We start from the raw sequence: 16,552 nt of genomic DNA, 5'->3' as shown, positions 1-16,552 counted from the left end.
CAGCCGCTCTTTGGCTAAATGCTGAGTGCACAGCTATTATATGTCCCGATTGGGACGGTTATGAGATCGGCGGGCTTTAACACCTGCCGGTAGAACCTGTTCAGAACAGGAAAATCAGGACTGGATCCAAGGCAATCCGGAGGCCTTCCAGCCGGATTGCACGCCTCGATGACCCTCTGGATTCAGAGGCCCTTCGAAACCGCCTGCAATATTGAAGCAATTGACGTAACCGGCTTGCGCCATGGCATTTGCTGCCGCGAGGCTCCTGACGCCGGAGCGGCACAAAAAATAGATTGAGGCCGTCTGGTCAAGTCCTTTCTCGGACATTTTTTTGGCCAGCTGACCAATAAATCCATTGACAGGAGGCGCAGGAGGAAAGCTTTGCCACTCCACGAAGAGAGGCTCGCCATCAAAAGCCCGCAAATCCGGGACGCCAACGAAATTCCACTCGGCCTGAGTGCGCACGTCCACCAGGACAGCCTGGGATGCATGCGACAAATTTTCATAGGCGGCGCGTGGTTCCACATCGCCGGCATAGCGTTCTGAATTTTGCACAGTGCCCCCTTAACAACAGCGAAGGCTGTTGCTGACTATACTTTCAAATTTCTGAGAACTTCAGCCGGAACTAGATATGACCAACCTCAGCAATGAGTACATTTTTGTATTCACTGCCAGTCCATCTTTGGGAAAACTCTGATCTCTTTTTTGCCATTGTGACCATAATTTACCCAGATGGTTTTTATCTTTTTTTTGCTCGCCAGACCTTTCAGCCCGCCGGTGAAACCAACATATACAGCCCCTCCGGGCCGGGCAACAGCCTGTGTCCAACAAATATCCGGGGGGGCAAAAAGCTCCCTTACGTCACCCCGCTTACCCCCCTGGCTGGGCAGCGCACAAATGCTTTTTTCTTCAGGGATTTTCCAAGCCTCGCAGCCCTTGAACCAGCATAAGCTGGGGGTAGGAAAAAAAATGAATCAAGTTCCACCTTGACTCACCCAGAATCGAAGCCACAACCAAGCCCCCACCCCAACCTATCGCTAAGTACTTGTTTTTATTAAAAAATTTATGTCAGCGCGAGATGCGTCCAAAAGCTCCTATTTTGCTGACTCAATTGACAATGGTCAGCACAGAGCCCTTGCCAGGCTAAAAAAAAACCCGGCCTGAAGCCGGGTTTTTGCAACGATGCGCACAATCATTAATTATGCGCTAATCGCCTTTACACGTGCGTTCAGACGGGACACCTTGCGGGCGGCCGTGTTGGCGTGAAGAACGCCCTTGGTCGCTGCGCGCATGATTTCCGGCTGAGCTGCCTTCAGAGCGTCGCTGGCTGCGGCCTGGTCACCGGAAGCGATTGCTTCCTCTACCTTGCGCAAAAACGTCCGCACGCGGCTCCGACGAGCTTTGTTCGTGGCCGTCCGGCGGGCAATCTTGCGGGCCGCCTTCTTGGCCGAGGGTGTATTGGCCATGGGCTCAATCCTGATCCGTAGGTGGAACTAATGTCCAGGTTAAACCGGGCGGATCCCCTTGCCTAAGCGGAAGCGAACCCGATCGAAAACAACGGCGGCGAGTAGTCCCGCCACCGGTTGGGCGCTTGTATAAAGCGGGGACCGGACAACGTCAATGGCTTAGATGAGATTCCTTCCGTCCTTCGCGCATTACCTGCCGGAAGCTTGCCAGCGAACCACTCAAGCATCAATCACGCCGTCCGAAACGGCAGTCCATATATACTATCACTTCCTACCGTGGGCACCTGCTGCAACCTGCCACAGCATCCACTTTCCTGTCTGTGAAAGGACTGCCAGCCCTTCCCCTAAACTTGCCCGCCCTTCGGAAACCAAGCGAAACATCTAATTTCAAATAGTCGAAACTTGACTGAGGACGACAAGATCTTGCATCCGCCTTGTACTTTTTGAGATGCTGATGATGACTCCCTAGGCAATTCAATGTATAAACAATGAGTGGTCGATGGGGCCACGTGCACTAAAACTTGTTTCGCGCGGTCCCTTTGGGTCCGCGCGTTTTTTTTGTTTTCCAGTGACAGCCTTTGCTTTCCAATCCTGCATGACCTCGTAGAGCCCGGCCTCACCACTGCCAAGGAGCCTCCTTCGAAGAGGCGCGCACCTCAGCAAAGAGCCTGCGTTTCTGCCGCGCCCGCCCCCACCTTCTTCATCCCCTTCCCGCAGCCGGCACGTCTTTCCTGAACTGCTCCCCCTCTCGCCGGACGCCCGGATTCCAACAATCCGTTTGATCCTGTCCAAAAGCACAAGAAAGGAATTGATGCCGCCAGTGTGATGGGCTATCAGGAGCTTCTATCCGACCGGCTCGTTCCGGATCGCGGCACGCACCCGTAGCTCAGCTGGATAGAGTACTGCCCTCCGAAGGCAGGGGTCACAGGTTCGAATCCTGTCGGGTGCGCCAATTTTTCCCAGAGATCTATTTATGCCGCGTCCTAAGATGCTGGCAATCGGCTGTCATTTTGATTTTTATTGCCGTGGGAAGGCCCCATCCAACAGGAAAATGTGCCTTCAGCACCCGGCATCCAATGCCTGCAACTTATTTTCAGCAACTGCGGCCGGAGCCATCCTTCTCATCTCTGGGCGTTCAAGCTGGCGCTACTCGGTTATGCGCCCTCTGAAGAGGTGTGGCTCATTTCCCCTCAAGACTCATCCGCCTTCCCAAACGACACCCTCCCCCACCTATCCGCTTGACATTCGCAATCCTGTATAACAGATTTGTCCAACATAATGCGGATGTGAAATCCGGGCCGTCGCAAGAAGGAGGAGCTTGTATGGCGTATCTAGGCCGCCGCCGGTTGGGGGCGATTGCCGGACAGGGCGGCACGATCCTCGTGACGCTGTTTGGACTGCTGATCCTGACTTTCGTGATCGGCCGCGTCATGCCCGTGGACCCGGTGCGGGCCATGGTGGGCGAGGATGCGACCCGCGAGGTCTATGAGCATGTCTACCAACAGCTCGGCTTCGACCGGCCCATGTGGCAGCAGTTCCTCTATTATCTGAAGGACGTTGCCACCTTCAATTTCGGCACCTCCATCCGCACGGGCAAACCGGTGCTGGAGGACATTCTCTATGTGCTGCCGGCCACCATCGAGCTGGCCACCTTCGCCATTCTCATTGGCGCCACGCTTGGCGTGTCCATGGGTGTGCTGGCCGCCGTCAACAAGGACCGCTGGCCCGATCACGTGGTTCGCGTCCTGAGCCTTGCAGGCCATTCCATGCCGATCTTCTGGACCGGCATGATCGCCCTCCTGATCTTCTATGCCCATTTCGGCTGGGTCGGCGGCTCGGGCCGCATGGACCAGTTCTATATCGGGCTGGTGCCCGAACAGACCGGCTTCCTCCTGATCGACAGCGCCATGGCCGGTGAGTGGGAGATCTTCCGCAGCGCGGTCAACCACATCATCCTGCCGGCCGCGCTCCTGGGCTATTCCTCTTCGGCCTATATCACCCGCATGACCCGCAGCTTCATGCTGGATCAGATCAATCAGGAATATATCACCACCGCGCGCGTCAAAGGCCTGTCCAACCGCCAGACCATCTGGCGCCATGCCTTCGGCAACATCCGGGTGCAGCTCGTCACCATCGTGGCGCTGGCCTATGGGGCGCTGCTGGAAGGCGCCGTGCTGATCGAGACCGTCTTCGCCTGGCCGGGCTTCGGCCAATATCTCACCAGCAATCTCCTGATCGGCGACATGAACGCGGTGATGACCTGCGTCCTGATCGTGGGAGTGATCTTCATCACCCTCAACCTTCTGTCCGATCTTCTCTACCGCGTGTTTGACCCGAGGACCCGATGACCATGACCGACGCCTCGCAACGGCCGGCCCGGGAGACCGTGAAACGGGTTCCCCAGTCCCTCATTGCCTTGCGCAACATCCTGACTTTTCTTCTGAAAAGCCCTACATCCGCCTTCGGCCTGCTGGTGCTGGCCGTGCTCTTGTCGGGGGCGGCGCTGGCGCCGCTGCTGGCCACCCATGACCCCTATGCCCAGGACCTGCAGAGCGCCCTTCAGGCGCCGAGCATGGCGCATTTCTTCGGCACCGATGAACTGGGCCGGGACATCTACAGCCGCATTCTCTACGGCTCGCGCATCACCTTGACCTTCATCACCCTGGTCTCGGTCATCGTTGGCCCCATCGGCCTGCTGGTGGGCACCGTTGCCGGCTATTTCGGCGGCCGGATCGACACGGTGCTGATGCGGATCACGGACATCTTCCTGTCCTTCCCCTCGCTGATCCTGTCGCTGGCCTTTGTCGCCGCCCTCGGGCCAAGCCTCAACAACGCCATCATCGCCATCTCGCTCACCGCCTGGCCGCCGATTGCCCGCCTGGCCCGGGCCGAGACCCTCACCTTCCGCTCCGCCGACTATATTGCCGCGGCGCGCCTGCAAGGGGCCTCGTCCGGCCGCATCATCTGGCGCTCGATCGTGCCCATGTGCCTGCCCTCGGTGCTGATCCGCCTGACCCTCAACATGGCGACCGTGATCCTGACCGCTGCCGGCCTCGGCTTCCTGGGCCTCGGGGCGCAGCCGCCCCTGCCCGAATGGGGCGCGATGATCGCCACCGGCCGCCGCTACATGATCGACAGCTGGTGGACGGTGACCTTTCCGGGCCTTGCCATTCTCTGTGTCAGCCTCGCCTTCAACCTTCTGGGCGACGGCCTGCGCGATGCGCTCGATCCCAAGCAGATGAACCGGAGGTAGAGCCATGACCGACCATCCCTCCGATCCGATCCTGAGCGTCGAGAACCTCTCGATCCATTATCGCGGCACTCCCCGGCCCGCCGTGCGCAATGTCTCCTTCACCCTGGGTCGGGAACGGCTGGGCATCGTGGGCGAAAGCGGCTCGGGCAAGTCCACCGTCGGCCGCGCCTTGCTGCGCCTGTTGCCGACGGCGGAGATCACCGCCGACCGGATGAGTTTCAAGGGCATCGACCTTTTGCGCGCCAGCGAGAAGGACATGCTGCATGTGCGCGGGGCGCAGATGTCGATGATCCTGCAGGATCCGAAATTCTCGCTGAACCCGATCCAGCGCTGCGGCGACCAGATCACGGAAGCCTATCTGACCCACAACAAATGCCCGAAACGGGAAGCGCGTGCCCGCACGCTGGACATGCTGGAGGCGGTGCAGATCCGCGATCCGGAGCGGGTCTACGGGCTTTACCCGCATGAGGTCTCCGGCGGCATGGGCCAGCGCATCATGATTGCCATGATGCTCCTGACCAATCCGTCTCTTGTCATTGCCGATGAGCCGACCTCGGCGCTGGACGTAACCGTGCGCCTGCAGGTGCTGGGCATTCTGGATGCGCTGGTGCGCGACAAGGGCATCGGCCTGATCATGATTTCCCATGACCTCAATCTGGTGCGCAATTTCTGCGACCGGGTGCTGATCATGTATGCCGGCCAGGTGGTGGAAAGCCTGAAGGCCAGCGAGCTGGACAACGCCCAGCATCCCTATTCCCGCGGGCTTCTGGCCGCCCAGCCGCGCATTGGCGGGGGCCGCGGCACGCTGCCGGTGCTGCAGCGCCGCCCGGAATGGTCCGAGCCGGTGGAGGCAAGTTCATGAAGTCCGTCAATGTGCGCAACATGGAAATCGCCTTTGGCGAAACCCGGGTGCTGAAGGACGTCTGTTTCGACGTGGAGCCCGGCGAATGCTTCGGCCTGGTCGGCGAAAGCGGATCGGGCAAGTCGACGGTGCTGCGCTGCCTGTCGCTGCTGTTGTCCGTCTGGGGCGGCGAGGTGAAGATCGGCGGAACCTCCGTTCGGGACATGGCAACGCCGGAGCGCTGCCGCACCTTGCAGATGGTGTTTCAGGACCCCTATGGCTCGTTGCATCCACGCCATTCGGTCCGCACCACCTTGAGCGAGTCGCTGATCGTCAACCGGCTGGACAATCACCAGGAGCGGATGGAGCAGGTCTTGACCGACGTGGGTCTGCCGATCGATTTCCTCGACCGCTATCCCCATCAGCTCTCCGGTGGCCAGCGGCAGCGTGTCGCCATTGCCCGGGCGCTCATCCTGGAGCCGGACGTGTTGCTGCTGGACGAGCCTACCTCGGCGCTGGATGTGTCGGTGCAGGCGGAAATCCTCAATCTTCTGGCCCGGCTGCGCGCAGAAAAGGGCTTCACCTACATCATGGTGAGCCACGATCTGGCGGTGGTCGACCACATGTGCGAGCGCTTTGCGGTGATGCAGGCCGGACGGATCGTCGAAATCCTGCCGCGCGAGGCGATCCCCGGCAATGGCGCAACGGATCCCTATGCACGCGAACTGATCGGGGCGTCGCTTGAGTATGAACGCGCCGTCTGATCCGGCCACCACGCCCCAGCCCCAACTTCAGCCCCTGCCCCTGCCGGATTTTCTGGAGGCGCGACGGCACGCGCTACCGATGGATCTCGGCTTTGGCGGCAGCGGGTTCGAGGACTGGCGCCGCCGCCTGCTTGCGCTTTGGCAGGACAGCCTGCCGCCAAGCGGCGGGATGCCGGAGGCAGAACGGGACGGCACGCGCCTGACCCTGCGCTTTGCCACGGGGGCGAAGACCGAAGGTTGCCTGATGCTGCCCAAGGGCAAGCCGCCCTTTCCCGCCGTCTTGCTGCTGCATGACCACGGCGGTGCCTTCGAGCTCGGCTGGCAGAAACTGTTCGACCTGCCCGCCTCTGAGACCGGCCGCGCCCGCCATTATGACGGGAGGGCCCCCGCTTCCGCCTTGCTGGAGGCGGGCTTTGCCGTTCTCTGTCTTGATGCTCTGGGCTGGGGCAGCCGCTTTGCCGGTGGCTACAGCCATCAGCAGGCGCTGGCCGCCAATGCCCTCGGCCTCGGCTGGAGCCTTGCCGGCTTGGTGGCCGCAGAAGACATTCAGGCCGCCCGCTGGCTGGCCTCGCTTGCCGAGATAGATCCGCAAAGGATCTCCGCCTTCGGCTTTTCCTTCGGCGGCTTCCGCGCCTGGCAGGTGGCAGCCCTCAGTTCAGACGTTGGCGCTGCGGCTTCTGTCGGCTGGATGGCGGAACGAGCGGATCTGATGCAGCCGGGTGCCCCCCTGCTCAAGGGCCAATCCGCCTTCTATTTCCTCCATCCCGCGCTGGCAGCCCTTGCGGATTTTCCCGATCTGGCAGGCCTTGCTGCCGGAAAGCCGCTGTTCTTCCGCTCCGGCCGCGGCGACCCGCATATGCCGGAGGAAAGCGCCGCCCGCGCCTTTGCCCGGATTACCAGCATCTGCACGGCGGCAAAGGCCCCTGCCCCCGACACCGGCTTTCACGATTACGCCCACACCTGCCCTGCCCCCGTCCTGGCAGAAGCAGTGGCCTTTCTGGGCAAGACGGCTGGGTGACAGTCGGAAGCCTTGGATGACATCGCAAAACAGAGTTGGTGACCTCCGACGCTCACCTCCCGGTCACCCCGGGTGAGCAACGCGAGACCCGGGGCCCACTCGCACGGCGTCTTTCGAGGGATGTGCGAAGGGGTCCCGCCTGAAGATCAACTGACCAAGCGAGGGCCTGGTCCTGAAGCCGTGCTCAATGTGATCGCTTTGCAAATGAGTAGGCCCCGGGTCGCGCTGCGCTTGCCCGGGGTGATCTCAGACGCTTCCGCCCCGGTCCACCCCGGGCGCAGGCAGAGCCGGAGACCCGGTGGCCACTCGTTCGCAGAGGGCTGCTGATCAAGTTCTGTGGCAAGGGATCTCAAGCCTGACGCGTTTTCGCGGTTTTCCGCGTGTTTGAGCGAAGTTCTGGCAATGAGTAGGCCCCGGCTCTCCGGTTTTGCCTGCGGCCCGGGTGACATCTGTATATGTCAACGCCGTCACCCTGGACGTAGCGCAGCGAAGATCCGGGGCCCACTCATTTCCAGAGCAGCGCGATGGCTTTTCCAGTGTGCAGACCGCCGCGAAGTCAGAATTCGGAAGACGATGGGGAATTGCCGGAAGGCCGTGGAAGCCAAGGCGTTCCGGCGAGATTTATTCCCTAGCCGTTGAGGCAGGCCTGCTTTGCGCCTTTCACAAAGGCCTTGTAAATTCTGTCGGCTTGGGCCGCGCCGCCCTTGTCACCGAAGGTCTCCAGACGCCCGGCAATCTCCTTGATGTCCTTGTCCAGCTTCCGGGTCTGGGTGCAGCCGGGATCCGGCGCGTTGTTGACGGAAGAAACAGCCTTCTCCATCTCCGCCAGTTCCCGGTTGTTGCGCTGCAGGATCTGTGAGGCCGCACCGAAGGGCTTCAGCACCTCATAGGCCGTGTAGCCGGTCTTTTTGCCCTTCAGTTCAAACTCCAGCAGCCTGACGACCTTGTTCATTTTCTTGTGGCGGGCCCAGTCCAGCGGGCTGCTGCCACGCCAGTCGACAATGGTTACGTCCGCGCCCTCCTCGACAAGGGCGAGGATCACATCCTCATGCTCTTTCTGGATGGCATCGATCAGAGGCGTATTGAGGTTCTTGCCGTTCGGGCGGTCAAAGTCCGCACCATGCTTGATGAGCCGGCGTGCCGCATCAGCATGGCCATTCTTCGCAGCTTCACTCAAGGGCGAAGACGTCCAGGTCACCCAGTCGAAATCCGCGCCCTTTTCGGCCAGCAGGTCGATGATACCGGTCTTGCCACGCTTGGCCGCCTCCAGCAGGGCTGTCTGGTTCTGGTAATGCGCATCCGGCCGGCCGGTTCTGTCGATCTCTGCCCGGATGGCGTTGAGATCCCCGCCCGGAACCAGCTGAACCAGCTTCGGGAAATCCGCTTCGCCAAGGTTCTTGCTCTCCTGAGCGGCAAGCTGCTTTTTCAAGTCCGTACGCAGGATCTCGTTCAACTCTTCCAGACCAGCGGCGGCCTGGGACTTGATATCAGCCGCCTTGGCCGTCTCGCCGGTCAAGGGATCCTTGACCACATAGTCCGGGTTCTTGGCCAGAACCACCTCAATCGCGGTCAGGGCTTTTCCCGCGCCAGCGCGGGCGTATTGCAGGGATTCGATTTCATAGTCGGAGTTTGAGGTTCCCACCTTCATCATCGCAACGCCATCGGTCATCTGTTCCAGGCCGGTTAGGGCGTCAATTGCCACAAAATCGATGTGTTGAGCCAAGGCTCCCGGATGGGGAGCGGCGAGAACCAGAAGGCTCCCGAGAATGGAAGCACAGAAACAACGGAAATGCGAAAACACGGGTGTTCTCCCCAAAATGGCCACCAAAATGGCCGGCAAATGCACGAGAGGCCGCTTTATGCGGCAGCCCTGCGGCGGCGTGTCTGCTTGATGAGCAGGAAGCTCACCAGGGCGACGACAAGGGCCGCAATGCCAGAGGCAATGGCGAGCGGCTGCAGGATCCAGGTCGCCGGAATGCCGGCGGGCAGCATCGGTCTGAACATGAAGAACAAAAGGGTCACCGTTGCGATGAACCCGGCCCCTGCCAGCGCAATCGCATTGACCGCAGGCGGATAGCTGTTCTTCGCCAACTGACGCGCAATCATGCTCGCCACCCCAAGCCACATGATCAGAATCCCGACCGCAATCATTTCCATCGATACATCTCCCCTCAAAATGAAGGGTATCTTATCCTATCCCCTCAGCCCGCTAAATCCCCCAAATGGGGACTGCCAAGCGCAAAAAGAGGCGAAACCCTGAAACTCAACTTCAATGCCCCAGGGAAAAAACTCTCAATTAAGGCAAATATTTATGCAGATCACACGTGCCAGCCCACCAGACACCCCGCCATGCCCCCAATTTGCCCTCCTGAACTAGGAGAGGCGTCTTGAAGCATTCCTTGATCCGCGGCTGCAACCTGAAGCTATAGGGAAAACTGATCCGGCAACCGGACGCGCTGCGCTTGGCCGGGGTGACCGTAGAGAGCTTGGATGTCACCCCGGGCGAGCATCGCAAGACCCGGGGCCTACTCACTTGCAGAGCAGCGCGATGACTTTCCCAGTGTGCCGTGCTCCGTAGGGCAAGTATGTGGGGAGAATAGGTCTCTCCCGAACAAAAAAGCGCGCCCTTGTTGGGGCGCGCTTGGGGAGGCTGAGGGAGGAGGATCAGCGCTCCTTGGTAACACCTTCGAAGCGGGTTACCCACGGATCGACGATGATGCCGTGGACCTTGCCCTGATAGGCGGCGGTGACGACGCGCTCGGAGAAGGGCTGGATCGAGATCACCAGGTCATCCATCGTGTGCTGGATGTCCTCATACATCTTGGTCTGCTTGGCCTGATCCGGCTCGATGAGCGCGGCTTCGATCATCTTGTTCAGGTCTTCATCGAAGAAGGACGTGCGCCAGCCCTGATAGTTGGTCAGCCCGGCTTCCTGGGAATTATCCGGATTGTAGACCATGGCGCGCAGGTTGCTGTCCGGGTGGGGCTGCTGGCCGCCGCCGCCACGGCCGACGAGAAGCTCGAACTCACGCTCGCGCATGGCGCCATAGATCTGGCCACCGCTGCCGGTGATGATCTTGGCGTTGATGCCGGCCTTCGCCAGGGTGCCCTGAATGGCGGTGGCCGAATCCAGGAATTCCTGGGTCGAGATCACCCGGAGCGTTGTCTCGAAGCCGTTCGGATAGCCCGCTTCCGCCAGCAGCGTCTTGGCCTTTTCCGGGTCGAAGGCATAATCCGTGTCCGGCAGGACGGCAAAGGCGTTGGAGTTGATCGGCCGCTGATGCTTGACGCCGAAATAGGGCATGATGGCCGAGTTGATGCCGTCATAATCGATCAGGTAGCGCAGGGCCTCGCGGACCTTCTTGTTGGCGAAGCGCTCGTCCTTCATGGACACGGCGAGATAGTAGAAGCCGGCGCTCGGCACGGATTCCACCTTCAGATCCTTGTTCTCTTCCAGTGCGCGCAGGTCCGCGGCCGCCAGGGAGAAGCCGACGTCGATATCGCCCTTTTCAAGGCCCAGACGCTGGGTCTGGGACTCCGGCAGATGGCGCATCAGGACGCGCTTCATTTCCGGCGCCTTGCCCCAGAAATTGTCGTTGCGGGTCAGGATGACATATTCGTTCGCCCGCCAGTTGGTCAGCGCATAGGCGCCCGAACCTGCAGAATTGTTGGTCAGGAAGGCCTGGCCAAGGTCGCCATCCTTCTCGTTCTCCTTGACCAGCTTGCTGTCGAGGATGGAGCCGCGGCCCGCTTCCGCCAGCACCATCATCAGGAGCTTGGGATCGTCCGGGTTGGCCAGGTTCAGCACGAAGGTATGGGCGTCCTTGGCAACGAAATATTTGTCCGCGTCCTCGACCTTGAAACCGCGGCTCGTCAGGCTGGAGGCCTGGGCCTGGCTGAGTTTCAATAGACGCGTCAGGGTGAAGGCAACATCTTCAGCGGTCAGCGGATTGCCGGAGGCGAATCTCGCGTCCTTGCGCAGGTGGAAGGTCACGGACATGTTGTCCGGGGCAATCTCCCAGCTCTCGGCAAGGCGCGGCTCCAGCGCCAGGGTTTCCGGGTTGAGCGAGACCAGCGCGTCATAGACGTTGTTAAGGATCTGGACGGTTTCCCCGCCGGTGATCGCAGCCGGATCCATGGTCAGCACGTTGGTCATGTTGAAGGCGACAACCAGCTGATCTGCCGGAGTTTCCGCGAAGGACGCAGACTTGAGACCGGGGGCAGCGGCAAGAAGCAGCGCGCCAAGCGCTGCGGATGCAAATAGATGTTTCATGGTTCCTCCCAAGGGGTTTTGCGGACCAATGCCGGATCTCACCGGCCTTGCCGCCTTTGGCCGGCTGGCGTTTGGGTCTCCTCACCCGCGCCAGCCGGCAAACTCAGCTTTCGCGGTTGTTCTCGATGTGCTCGAAATTGATGTCCTCACCAAGACCGGGACGGTTGGGCACGTGGACAAAGCCCTGTTCATCCATCGGATCGGACAGGCTGTTCAGGTAGTCGAAGCCATCGTCATATTCGAGGAACGGGTGCAGCAGGCCGCGCTCGTACCAGCGGCAGTTCTTGGCCGCTGCCACCACCTGCAGGTTCATGGCCGTGTTGCCGTGGACCTCGCAATCCATGCCGAAGCTTTCTGCCATGCGCATGGTCTTGAGGGCCGGGGTAATGCCGCCCACATCGTTGACGCCCGTGCGCAGGATGTCGCAAGCGCCCGCCTTCACCCATTCGGCCCGGTGCCAATGCTTGCCCGCCGCGCTTTCCGGCCCGATGACCGGAATGTCGAGGTTTGCCGCCAGCCACTGGTAGGAAGACATGGACTGCTCGTCCAGCGGCTCCTCGATCCAGTCGAAGTCCAGCTTTTCCAGGCCCCGGCCCAGGGCCAAGGCGTCGACGCGGGAATACCAGTGGAAGGCGTCGATCATCAACCGGATATCCGGGCCGACCGCCTCGCGCACGGCGGCGCAGGCCTTCAGGTCCATCTTCACATCCGGCGCCCAGCTAACCGGCGGCATCCAGGTGTGCAGCTTGATGCCCTTGTAGCCGCGCTTGACCAGCGTTTCGGCAAAACGGCCGTAATCCTCCGGGGTCGCCAGACCGCCCTCGACCTCATCGCCGCACATAATCGAACCATAGGCGAGAACCTTGTCCCGGTAGGCGCCGATCAGCTTGTAGACAGGCTGATTAAGGGTGCGGCCTGCCAGATCCCACAGGGCGCAGTCCACCACCGCGAGGGTACGGTCAGTGAGCTGGGCGGCGGAGCCGCGCTGCCAGTGGGCCAGATCCTGCCACAGACGCTCCCGGTCCCGGTGGTCCTGGCCGATGAGAACCTTCTTCACGAACTTGTCGATCACATGAGGGCGGACCACTTCCGGCGGGCAGAAACTGTGACCCTCGACCCCATCCTCCGTGCGGATGGTCAGCATGGCCTGCTTCACCTCGTGCTCGGGGCCCGGATGCGCATGACCGGCGCTGTCGGAATGCCGGCGGGTTTTGTGCCTGAAAACGCGGACGGACACGTCGGTGATGATCACGGTGGTTTCTCCTCCCCCGGTCTTCTGATGGAGACCTTGAAAATCTGTATAACAGAAATGTATTTCACATTACCGGAAGTGGTCAACAGGTTTTCCGCACAAAACGGGCCTTGCCTGCGCGGCATCCGGACAGGTTGGCGTATCTGATGCTTCCAACTTGGGATACGGTGGGGTATCTGTCTTACAGAAACGCGCGATTGGAGAGGTGGCCGGTTTGAATGCTTCCGTTGAGTCTTCCCTTGAAGGCAGCCCGGCCCGCACCCGGGCGGTGATGATTGCCGACAGCCTCCGAAGCGAGATCAACGCCGGGCGCTTCCGCCCTGGCGACCGTTTGCCGAGCGAATCCGAACTGACCCGCACCCATTCCGTCAGCCGCACGGTGGTGCGCGAGGCCATTTCCCTGCTGCGGTCCGAGGGCCTGGTGGAGGCCAGAAAGGGATCAGGTGTCTTTGCGCTCGACCCGGCCAAGGCCCGATTGACCCAGCCCTTCGCCGATCTGGACATGGACCGGCTGTCTGCAGTGATCGAATTGTTCGAGCTGCGCTCCGCTTTCGAGACCAGGGCCGCAAGCCTTGCCGCCGCCCGCCGCTCGCCCCAGCAGATCGATGCAATCCTGAAGGCCAACGAGGCGATGGCCGCGGCCTTTGCAGCCGGAGAAAGCACCCGGGAGGCGGATTTCGCCTTTCACTATGCCATCGCGCAAGCCACCCAAAACAAGCGGTTTCCCGAGCTTCTGGCGCTGATCCGCTCCGGCATCGTGCCGCGTGTGGAGCTGGAACGGCGCAATGGCCCGCCGCGCAAATACCGCCCGAACCCGGATATCGTCGCCGAACACACCCGCATTGCGGATGCCATCATCGACGGCAACCCGGAACAGGCGGAAGCGGCGATGAAAGCCCATCTGGAAGGCAGCCTCGCCCGCTACCGCGACCTTCTGCGCAAAGGGGTGGCGTGAGGGGACATTGCTGTCCCCCGAACCTCTGCAGTGCCTGGCCGGGGTGACCTGTGGAGGCAAGCTTCAGATGTCACCCCGGGCGAGCAAAGCGAGACCCGGGGCCTACTCGCAGACCCTCCAGGGACGAAGCCCTTTTTTCGCGCGCTGCGGTTCTGTCCACACTCAGTCTTGGTTGCGGCACCAGGAAGCCGTTTGCGGGCTTCCTGCAACTCTCTGCAAATGAGTGGGCCCCGGGTCTCCGCTTCGCTGCGCCCGGGGTGACGGTGGATGGAAGGGGATGGTCCTTCGAAGCTTCCCCGCCTTTAGCGAGCAAGAAGCCGGTAGCGTTTCTGGCTGGCCATGAGATGCGCCCGCATGGCGGCGCGGGCCGCCTCCGGGTTCTGGTCGGCGATTGCATCCAGGATCTGCTCGTGCTCGCTCAGCACATTGCGCAAGTACTGAACATCCTGGGCACTCGGCAGGTTGGGAAACTGGCCGCGGGGGATCGAGCCAGGGCCGAAGCGGGACAGGGCCTCGGGGAAGAACCGGTTGCTGGTGGCCTCTGCCACGGCCATGTGAAAGGCAAAATCCGCCTCCACCGCTGGTTCTCCGGCCGAAATCGCCTCTGCCATGCGGGCATTGGCAGCACGGATCGCGTCTTCCTGGGTGGCCGACCGCCGGTAGGCGGCAACGGCTGCGGCCTCCGTCTCGATCGCGATCCGGAATTCAATCATTTCAAGGGTCTGCGGAATGCTGCTGACTTCGACCGGGGTCAGTCCGGCGGCGGAAAACACCGGCGCATCGACCACGAACATGCCCTTGCCCTGGATCGGCGTGACGAGACCTGCGGCCCGCAGCTCGGCAATCGCCTCGCGCACCACCGTGCGGCTGACGGCAAACTGCTCTTCCAGCTTGGGCTCCGTCGGCAATTGCGCCCCTGCGGAAAGACTGCCGCATTCGATCTGCCGCTTCAGTTCATCAATTACCGCCTGCGCCAGACGTGGTCTGCGTGCCATTTCTTTCTGCTTCTCCCCTGAGCCGCGTATTCGACGCGGCGCAGCACATCATAGCGCTTGAACCTGTCGCGAGGAAAGGGAATTCATCATATGACAATGGAGAGAGGTTCCTTTCGCTCTGGCAATGAGTGGGCCCCGGGTCTCCGGCTTCGCCTGCGCCCGGGGTGACCGTTGGGGCAAGTCTCTGATGTAAACCCGGACGCAGCGCAACGCGAGACCCGGGGCCTACTCGTTCGCAGAGGGCTCATGAGATCCGCTGCAGTAACGGATCTCATGCCTCACTCACGTCTGCCGCCTTACGCCTCACAGGCAACCGGTTGCTGGAAGCTGCCCTTGCGGCCGAGCCACACGAGGCCGAGGCCAGCTGCGGCCATGATGGCCCCGGCGACCGGAACCGCCGCATAGCCCAGACCGGCGCTGATCACCGCGCCGCCAAGAGCTGCGCCGATGGCATTGCCCAGGTTGAAGGCGCCGATGTTGATGGAGGAGGCGAGGCCTGGCGCGTCGGAAGCCGCCTGCATGACCCGGATCTGCACCGGCGGCACGATGGCGAAGGCGGCCGCGCCCCAGACAAACAGAATGGCGATGCTGGAGACGGTGGAGCCAAAGAACAGCGGCGAGACCAGCATGATCACGCTCAAGGCCGCAAGAAAGATCGCCGCAGCGCCGTCCAGCGACCAGTCGGCCACCTTGCCGCCCAGCCAGTTGCCGGCGGTAAAGCCCAGCCCGACCGCGATCAGCGCCAGGGTCACCCCTTCATTGGAAGCACCCGCCAGGGTTTCCAGCACCGGCGCGATATAGGTGTAGAGCGCGAACATGGCGCTGGAGCCCATGACGGTGGTGAGCAATGCAACCAGAACCGGCGTGCGTGTCAGGACCTTCAGCTCGCGGCCCACATGCGGGCGGGTGCCGCTCGTGCCACGAGGCAACGCCAGAGCCAGCGCCGCGATGGTGACGAGCCCCAGAACCGCCGTTCCGGCGAAGGCTTCCCGCCAGCCGATCTGCTGGCCGACCCAGGTTGCCACTGGCACGCCGCCAACATTGGCGATCGTCAGCCCCATGAACACGGTTGCCACTGCGCTGGCGCGCTTTTCCGGCGCAACGACGCTGGCCGCCACGATGGCGCCGAGGCCGAAGAAGGCCCCATGGTTAAGACTGGTGATCACCCGGGAGGCAAGCAGCGTCCAGTAGTCCGGCGACAGGGCAGACAGGATATTGCCCAGGGTGAAGATCGCCATCAGGGCCATCAGCGAGGTGCGCTTGCCGAAGCGGGAGAACAATAGCGTCATCACCGGCGCACCGATCATCACCCCAAGCGCATAGGCGCTGACCAGCAGACCTGCGGAGGGAATGGAAACGCCAACCCCGTCGGCAATGACGGGCAACATGCCCATGGGTGAAAACTCGGTCACCCCGATGCCGAAGGCACCGATGGCAAGGGCCAGAAGCGGCCAGTTGAGCGTACTGCGGGCGTCCATGCAGGATTTCCTTTTCGAAGGGCCATGCCCGGCCGTCCTGCTCAGGCAGGCAAGACGGACAGGTCCCCGGCTTGAGCGGTCCGGGAGGGAACCGGAAAGCCGGTGCAAGAAGTCAGGTGATCAAGCACTCGCCAGTGCACGGGAAGATGCACCGGAGCGCCTGCGGGAATTAAGGGTTTCAGCAAAGCGGCAACAGGCTGGAAGGCGCCGCAGGGGAACACGCCAGGGATTATTCAGCGCGCTTTCACAGACCAACAG

At 61.6% G+C, this 16,552-nt stretch carries 14 protein-coding genes and 1 tRNA gene; 7 read left to right on the top strand and 8 right to left on the bottom strand.

Translation table 11 applies throughout. The annotated features are described in order from the left end of the window. Positions 1 to 114 precede the first annotated feature (114 nt). Both BUA94_RS00410 and rpsT read right to left on the bottom strand, forming a co-directional pair. Positions 115 to 555, bottom strand: coding sequence for a rhodanese-like domain-containing protein (locus BUA94_RS00410; RefSeq protein WP_073007346.1), 441 nt, complete (start codon positions 553 to 555; stop codon positions 115 to 117). Between the two features lie 644 nt (positions 556 to 1,199). Further along, a complete protein-coding gene (gene rpsT, locus BUA94_RS00405; protein WP_073007343.1) occupies positions 1,200 to 1,466 on the bottom strand; it encodes a 30S ribosomal protein S20 in 267 nt (88 codons plus the stop codon). 875 nt (positions 1,467 to 2,341) lie between these two features. Between rpsT and BUA94_RS00400 the strand changes: the two genes are divergently transcribed. The 6 genes from BUA94_RS00400 to BUA94_RS00375 all read left to right on the top strand — a co-directional run bounded on the left by BUA94_RS00400 (position 2,342) and on the right by BUA94_RS00375 (position 7,342). Further along, positions 2,342 to 2,418: transfer RNA gene (locus BUA94_RS00400), tRNA-Arg, on the top strand. A 370-nt stretch (positions 2,419 to 2,788) separates the two neighbouring features. Further along, positions 2,789 to 3,814: an ABC transporter permease gene (locus tag BUA94_RS00395; protein WP_073007340.1), complete on the top strand. Its 1,026-nt coding sequence runs from the start codon at positions 2,789 to 2,791 to the stop codon at positions 3,812 to 3,814. Between the two features lie 2 nt (positions 3,815 to 3,816). Next, positions 3,817 to 4,719, top strand: a complete 903-nt coding sequence (locus BUA94_RS00390; RefSeq protein WP_073010563.1) for an ABC transporter permease — start codon at positions 3,817 to 3,819, stop codon at positions 4,717 to 4,719. Positions 4,720 to 4,723: 4 nt separating this feature from the next. Continuing rightward, positions 4,724 to 5,581: an ABC transporter ATP-binding protein gene (locus tag BUA94_RS00385; protein ID WP_073007336.1), complete on the top strand. Its 858-nt coding sequence runs from the start codon at positions 4,724 to 4,726 to the stop codon at positions 5,579 to 5,581. Beyond that, the gene (locus BUA94_RS00380; RefSeq protein ID WP_073007333.1) at positions 5,578 to 6,324 is read left to right on the top strand and encodes an ABC transporter ATP-binding protein; all 747 of its coding nucleotides are present in this window, start codon (positions 5,578 to 5,580) and stop codon (positions 6,322 to 6,324) included. Before BUA94_RS00385 ends, BUA94_RS00380 begins: the two co-directional genes overlap by 4 nt. Beyond that, on the top strand, positions 6,308 to 7,342 hold the full coding sequence (locus tag BUA94_RS00375) for a dienelactone hydrolase family protein (protein ID WP_139250970.1): 1,035 nt from the start codon (positions 6,308 to 6,310) through the stop codon (positions 7,340 to 7,342). Before BUA94_RS00380 ends, BUA94_RS00375 begins: the two co-directional genes overlap by 17 nt. A 628-nt stretch (positions 7,343 to 7,970) precedes the next feature. On the opposite strand, the gene BUA94_RS00370 is transcribed toward BUA94_RS00375, so the two are convergent. From BUA94_RS00370 to BUA94_RS00355, 4 genes are all read right to left on the bottom strand, one after another. Next, positions 7,971 to 9,143 carry an ankyrin repeat domain-containing protein gene (locus BUA94_RS00370; protein ID WP_073007326.1) on the bottom strand — a complete coding sequence of 391 codons (1,173 nt, stop codon included), beginning with the start codon at positions 9,141 to 9,143 and terminating at the stop codon, positions 7,971 to 7,973. Positions 9,144 to 9,199: 56 nt separating this feature from the next. Further along, positions 9,200 to 9,499, bottom strand: coding sequence for a hypothetical protein (locus BUA94_RS00365; RefSeq protein WP_073007323.1), 300 nt, complete (start codon positions 9,497 to 9,499; stop codon positions 9,200 to 9,202). A 507-nt stretch (positions 9,500 to 10,006) separates the two neighbouring features. Beyond that, complete coding sequence (locus BUA94_RS00360) at positions 10,007 to 11,614, bottom strand: ABC transporter substrate-binding protein (protein WP_073007320.1); 1,608 nt, start codon at positions 11,612 to 11,614, stop codon at positions 10,007 to 10,009. A 103-nt stretch (positions 11,615 to 11,717) separates the two neighbouring features. Continuing rightward, on the bottom strand, positions 11,718 to 12,866 hold the full coding sequence (locus BUA94_RS00355) for a mandelate racemase family protein (protein ID WP_073007317.1): 1,149 nt from the start codon (positions 12,864 to 12,866) through the stop codon (positions 11,718 to 11,720). 214 nt (positions 12,867 to 13,080) lie between these two features. Here BUA94_RS00355 and BUA94_RS00350 point away from each other — a divergent pair, with 214 nt between their 5' ends. After that, positions 13,081 to 13,821, top strand: coding sequence for a FadR/GntR family transcriptional regulator (locus tag BUA94_RS00350; protein WP_235860434.1), 741 nt, complete (start codon positions 13,081 to 13,083; stop codon positions 13,819 to 13,821). A gap of 302 nt (positions 13,822 to 14,123) precedes the next feature. Here the strand turns inward: BUA94_RS00350 and BUA94_RS00345 are convergent, their stop codons facing one another. Together BUA94_RS00345 and BUA94_RS00340 are read right to left on the bottom strand one after the other, a co-directional pair. Further along, positions 14,124 to 14,816, bottom strand: coding sequence for a FadR/GntR family transcriptional regulator (locus BUA94_RS00345; protein WP_073007313.1), 693 nt, complete (start codon positions 14,814 to 14,816; stop codon positions 14,124 to 14,126). 296 nt (positions 14,817 to 15,112) lie between these two features. After that, positions 15,113 to 16,294, bottom strand: coding sequence for an MFS transporter (locus BUA94_RS00340; RefSeq protein WP_073007310.1), 1,182 nt, complete (start codon positions 16,292 to 16,294; stop codon positions 15,113 to 15,115). Between the last annotated feature and the right edge of the window lie 258 nt (positions 16,295 to 16,552).

It is taken from the genome of Roseibium suaedae (genome assembly GCF_900142725.1).
In the GTDB taxonomy this organism is placed as follows: domain Bacteria; phylum Pseudomonadota; class Alphaproteobacteria; order Rhizobiales; family Stappiaceae; genus Roseibium; species Roseibium suaedae.
This window is presented reverse-complemented; position numbering and strand designations above follow the sequence as displayed.

Excerpts from the sequence above, each read along its gene's own strand:
- rpsT (WP_073007343.1), bottom strand. The coding sequence starts at position 1,466 with ATGGCCAATACACCCTCGGCCAAGAAGGCGGCCCGCAAGATTGCCCGC.
- BUA94_RS00395 (WP_073007340.1), top strand. The coding sequence starts at position 2,789 with ATGGCGTATCTAGGCCGCCGCCGGTTGGGGGCGATTGCCGGACAGGGC.
- BUA94_RS00390 (WP_073010563.1), top strand. The coding sequence starts at position 3,817 with ATGACCGACGCCTCGCAACGGCCGGCCCGGGAGACCGTGAAACGGGTT.
- BUA94_RS00385 (WP_073007336.1), top strand. The coding sequence starts at position 4,724 with ATGACCGACCATCCCTCCGATCCGATCCTGAGCGTCGAGAACCTCTCG.
- BUA94_RS00380 (WP_073007333.1), top strand. The coding sequence starts at position 5,578 with ATGAAGTCCGTCAATGTGCGCAACATGGAAATCGCCTTTGGCGAAACC.
- BUA94_RS00375 (WP_139250970.1), top strand. The coding sequence starts at position 6,308 with ATGAACGCGCCGTCTGATCCGGCCACCACGCCCCAGCCCCAACTTCAG.
- BUA94_RS00365 (WP_073007323.1), bottom strand. The coding sequence starts at position 9,499 with ATGGAAATGATTGCGGTCGGGATTCTGATCATGTGGCTTGGGGTGGCG.
- BUA94_RS00360 (WP_073007320.1), bottom strand. The coding sequence starts at position 11,614 with ATGAAACATCTATTTGCATCCGCAGCGCTTGGCGCGCTGCTTCTTGCC.
- BUA94_RS00345 (WP_073007313.1), bottom strand. The coding sequence starts at position 14,816 with ATGGCACGCAGACCACGTCTGGCGCAGGCGGTAATTGATGAACTGAAG.
- BUA94_RS00340 (WP_073007310.1), bottom strand. The coding sequence starts at position 16,294 with ATGGACGCCCGCAGTACGCTCAACTGGCCGCTTCTGGCCCTTGCCATC.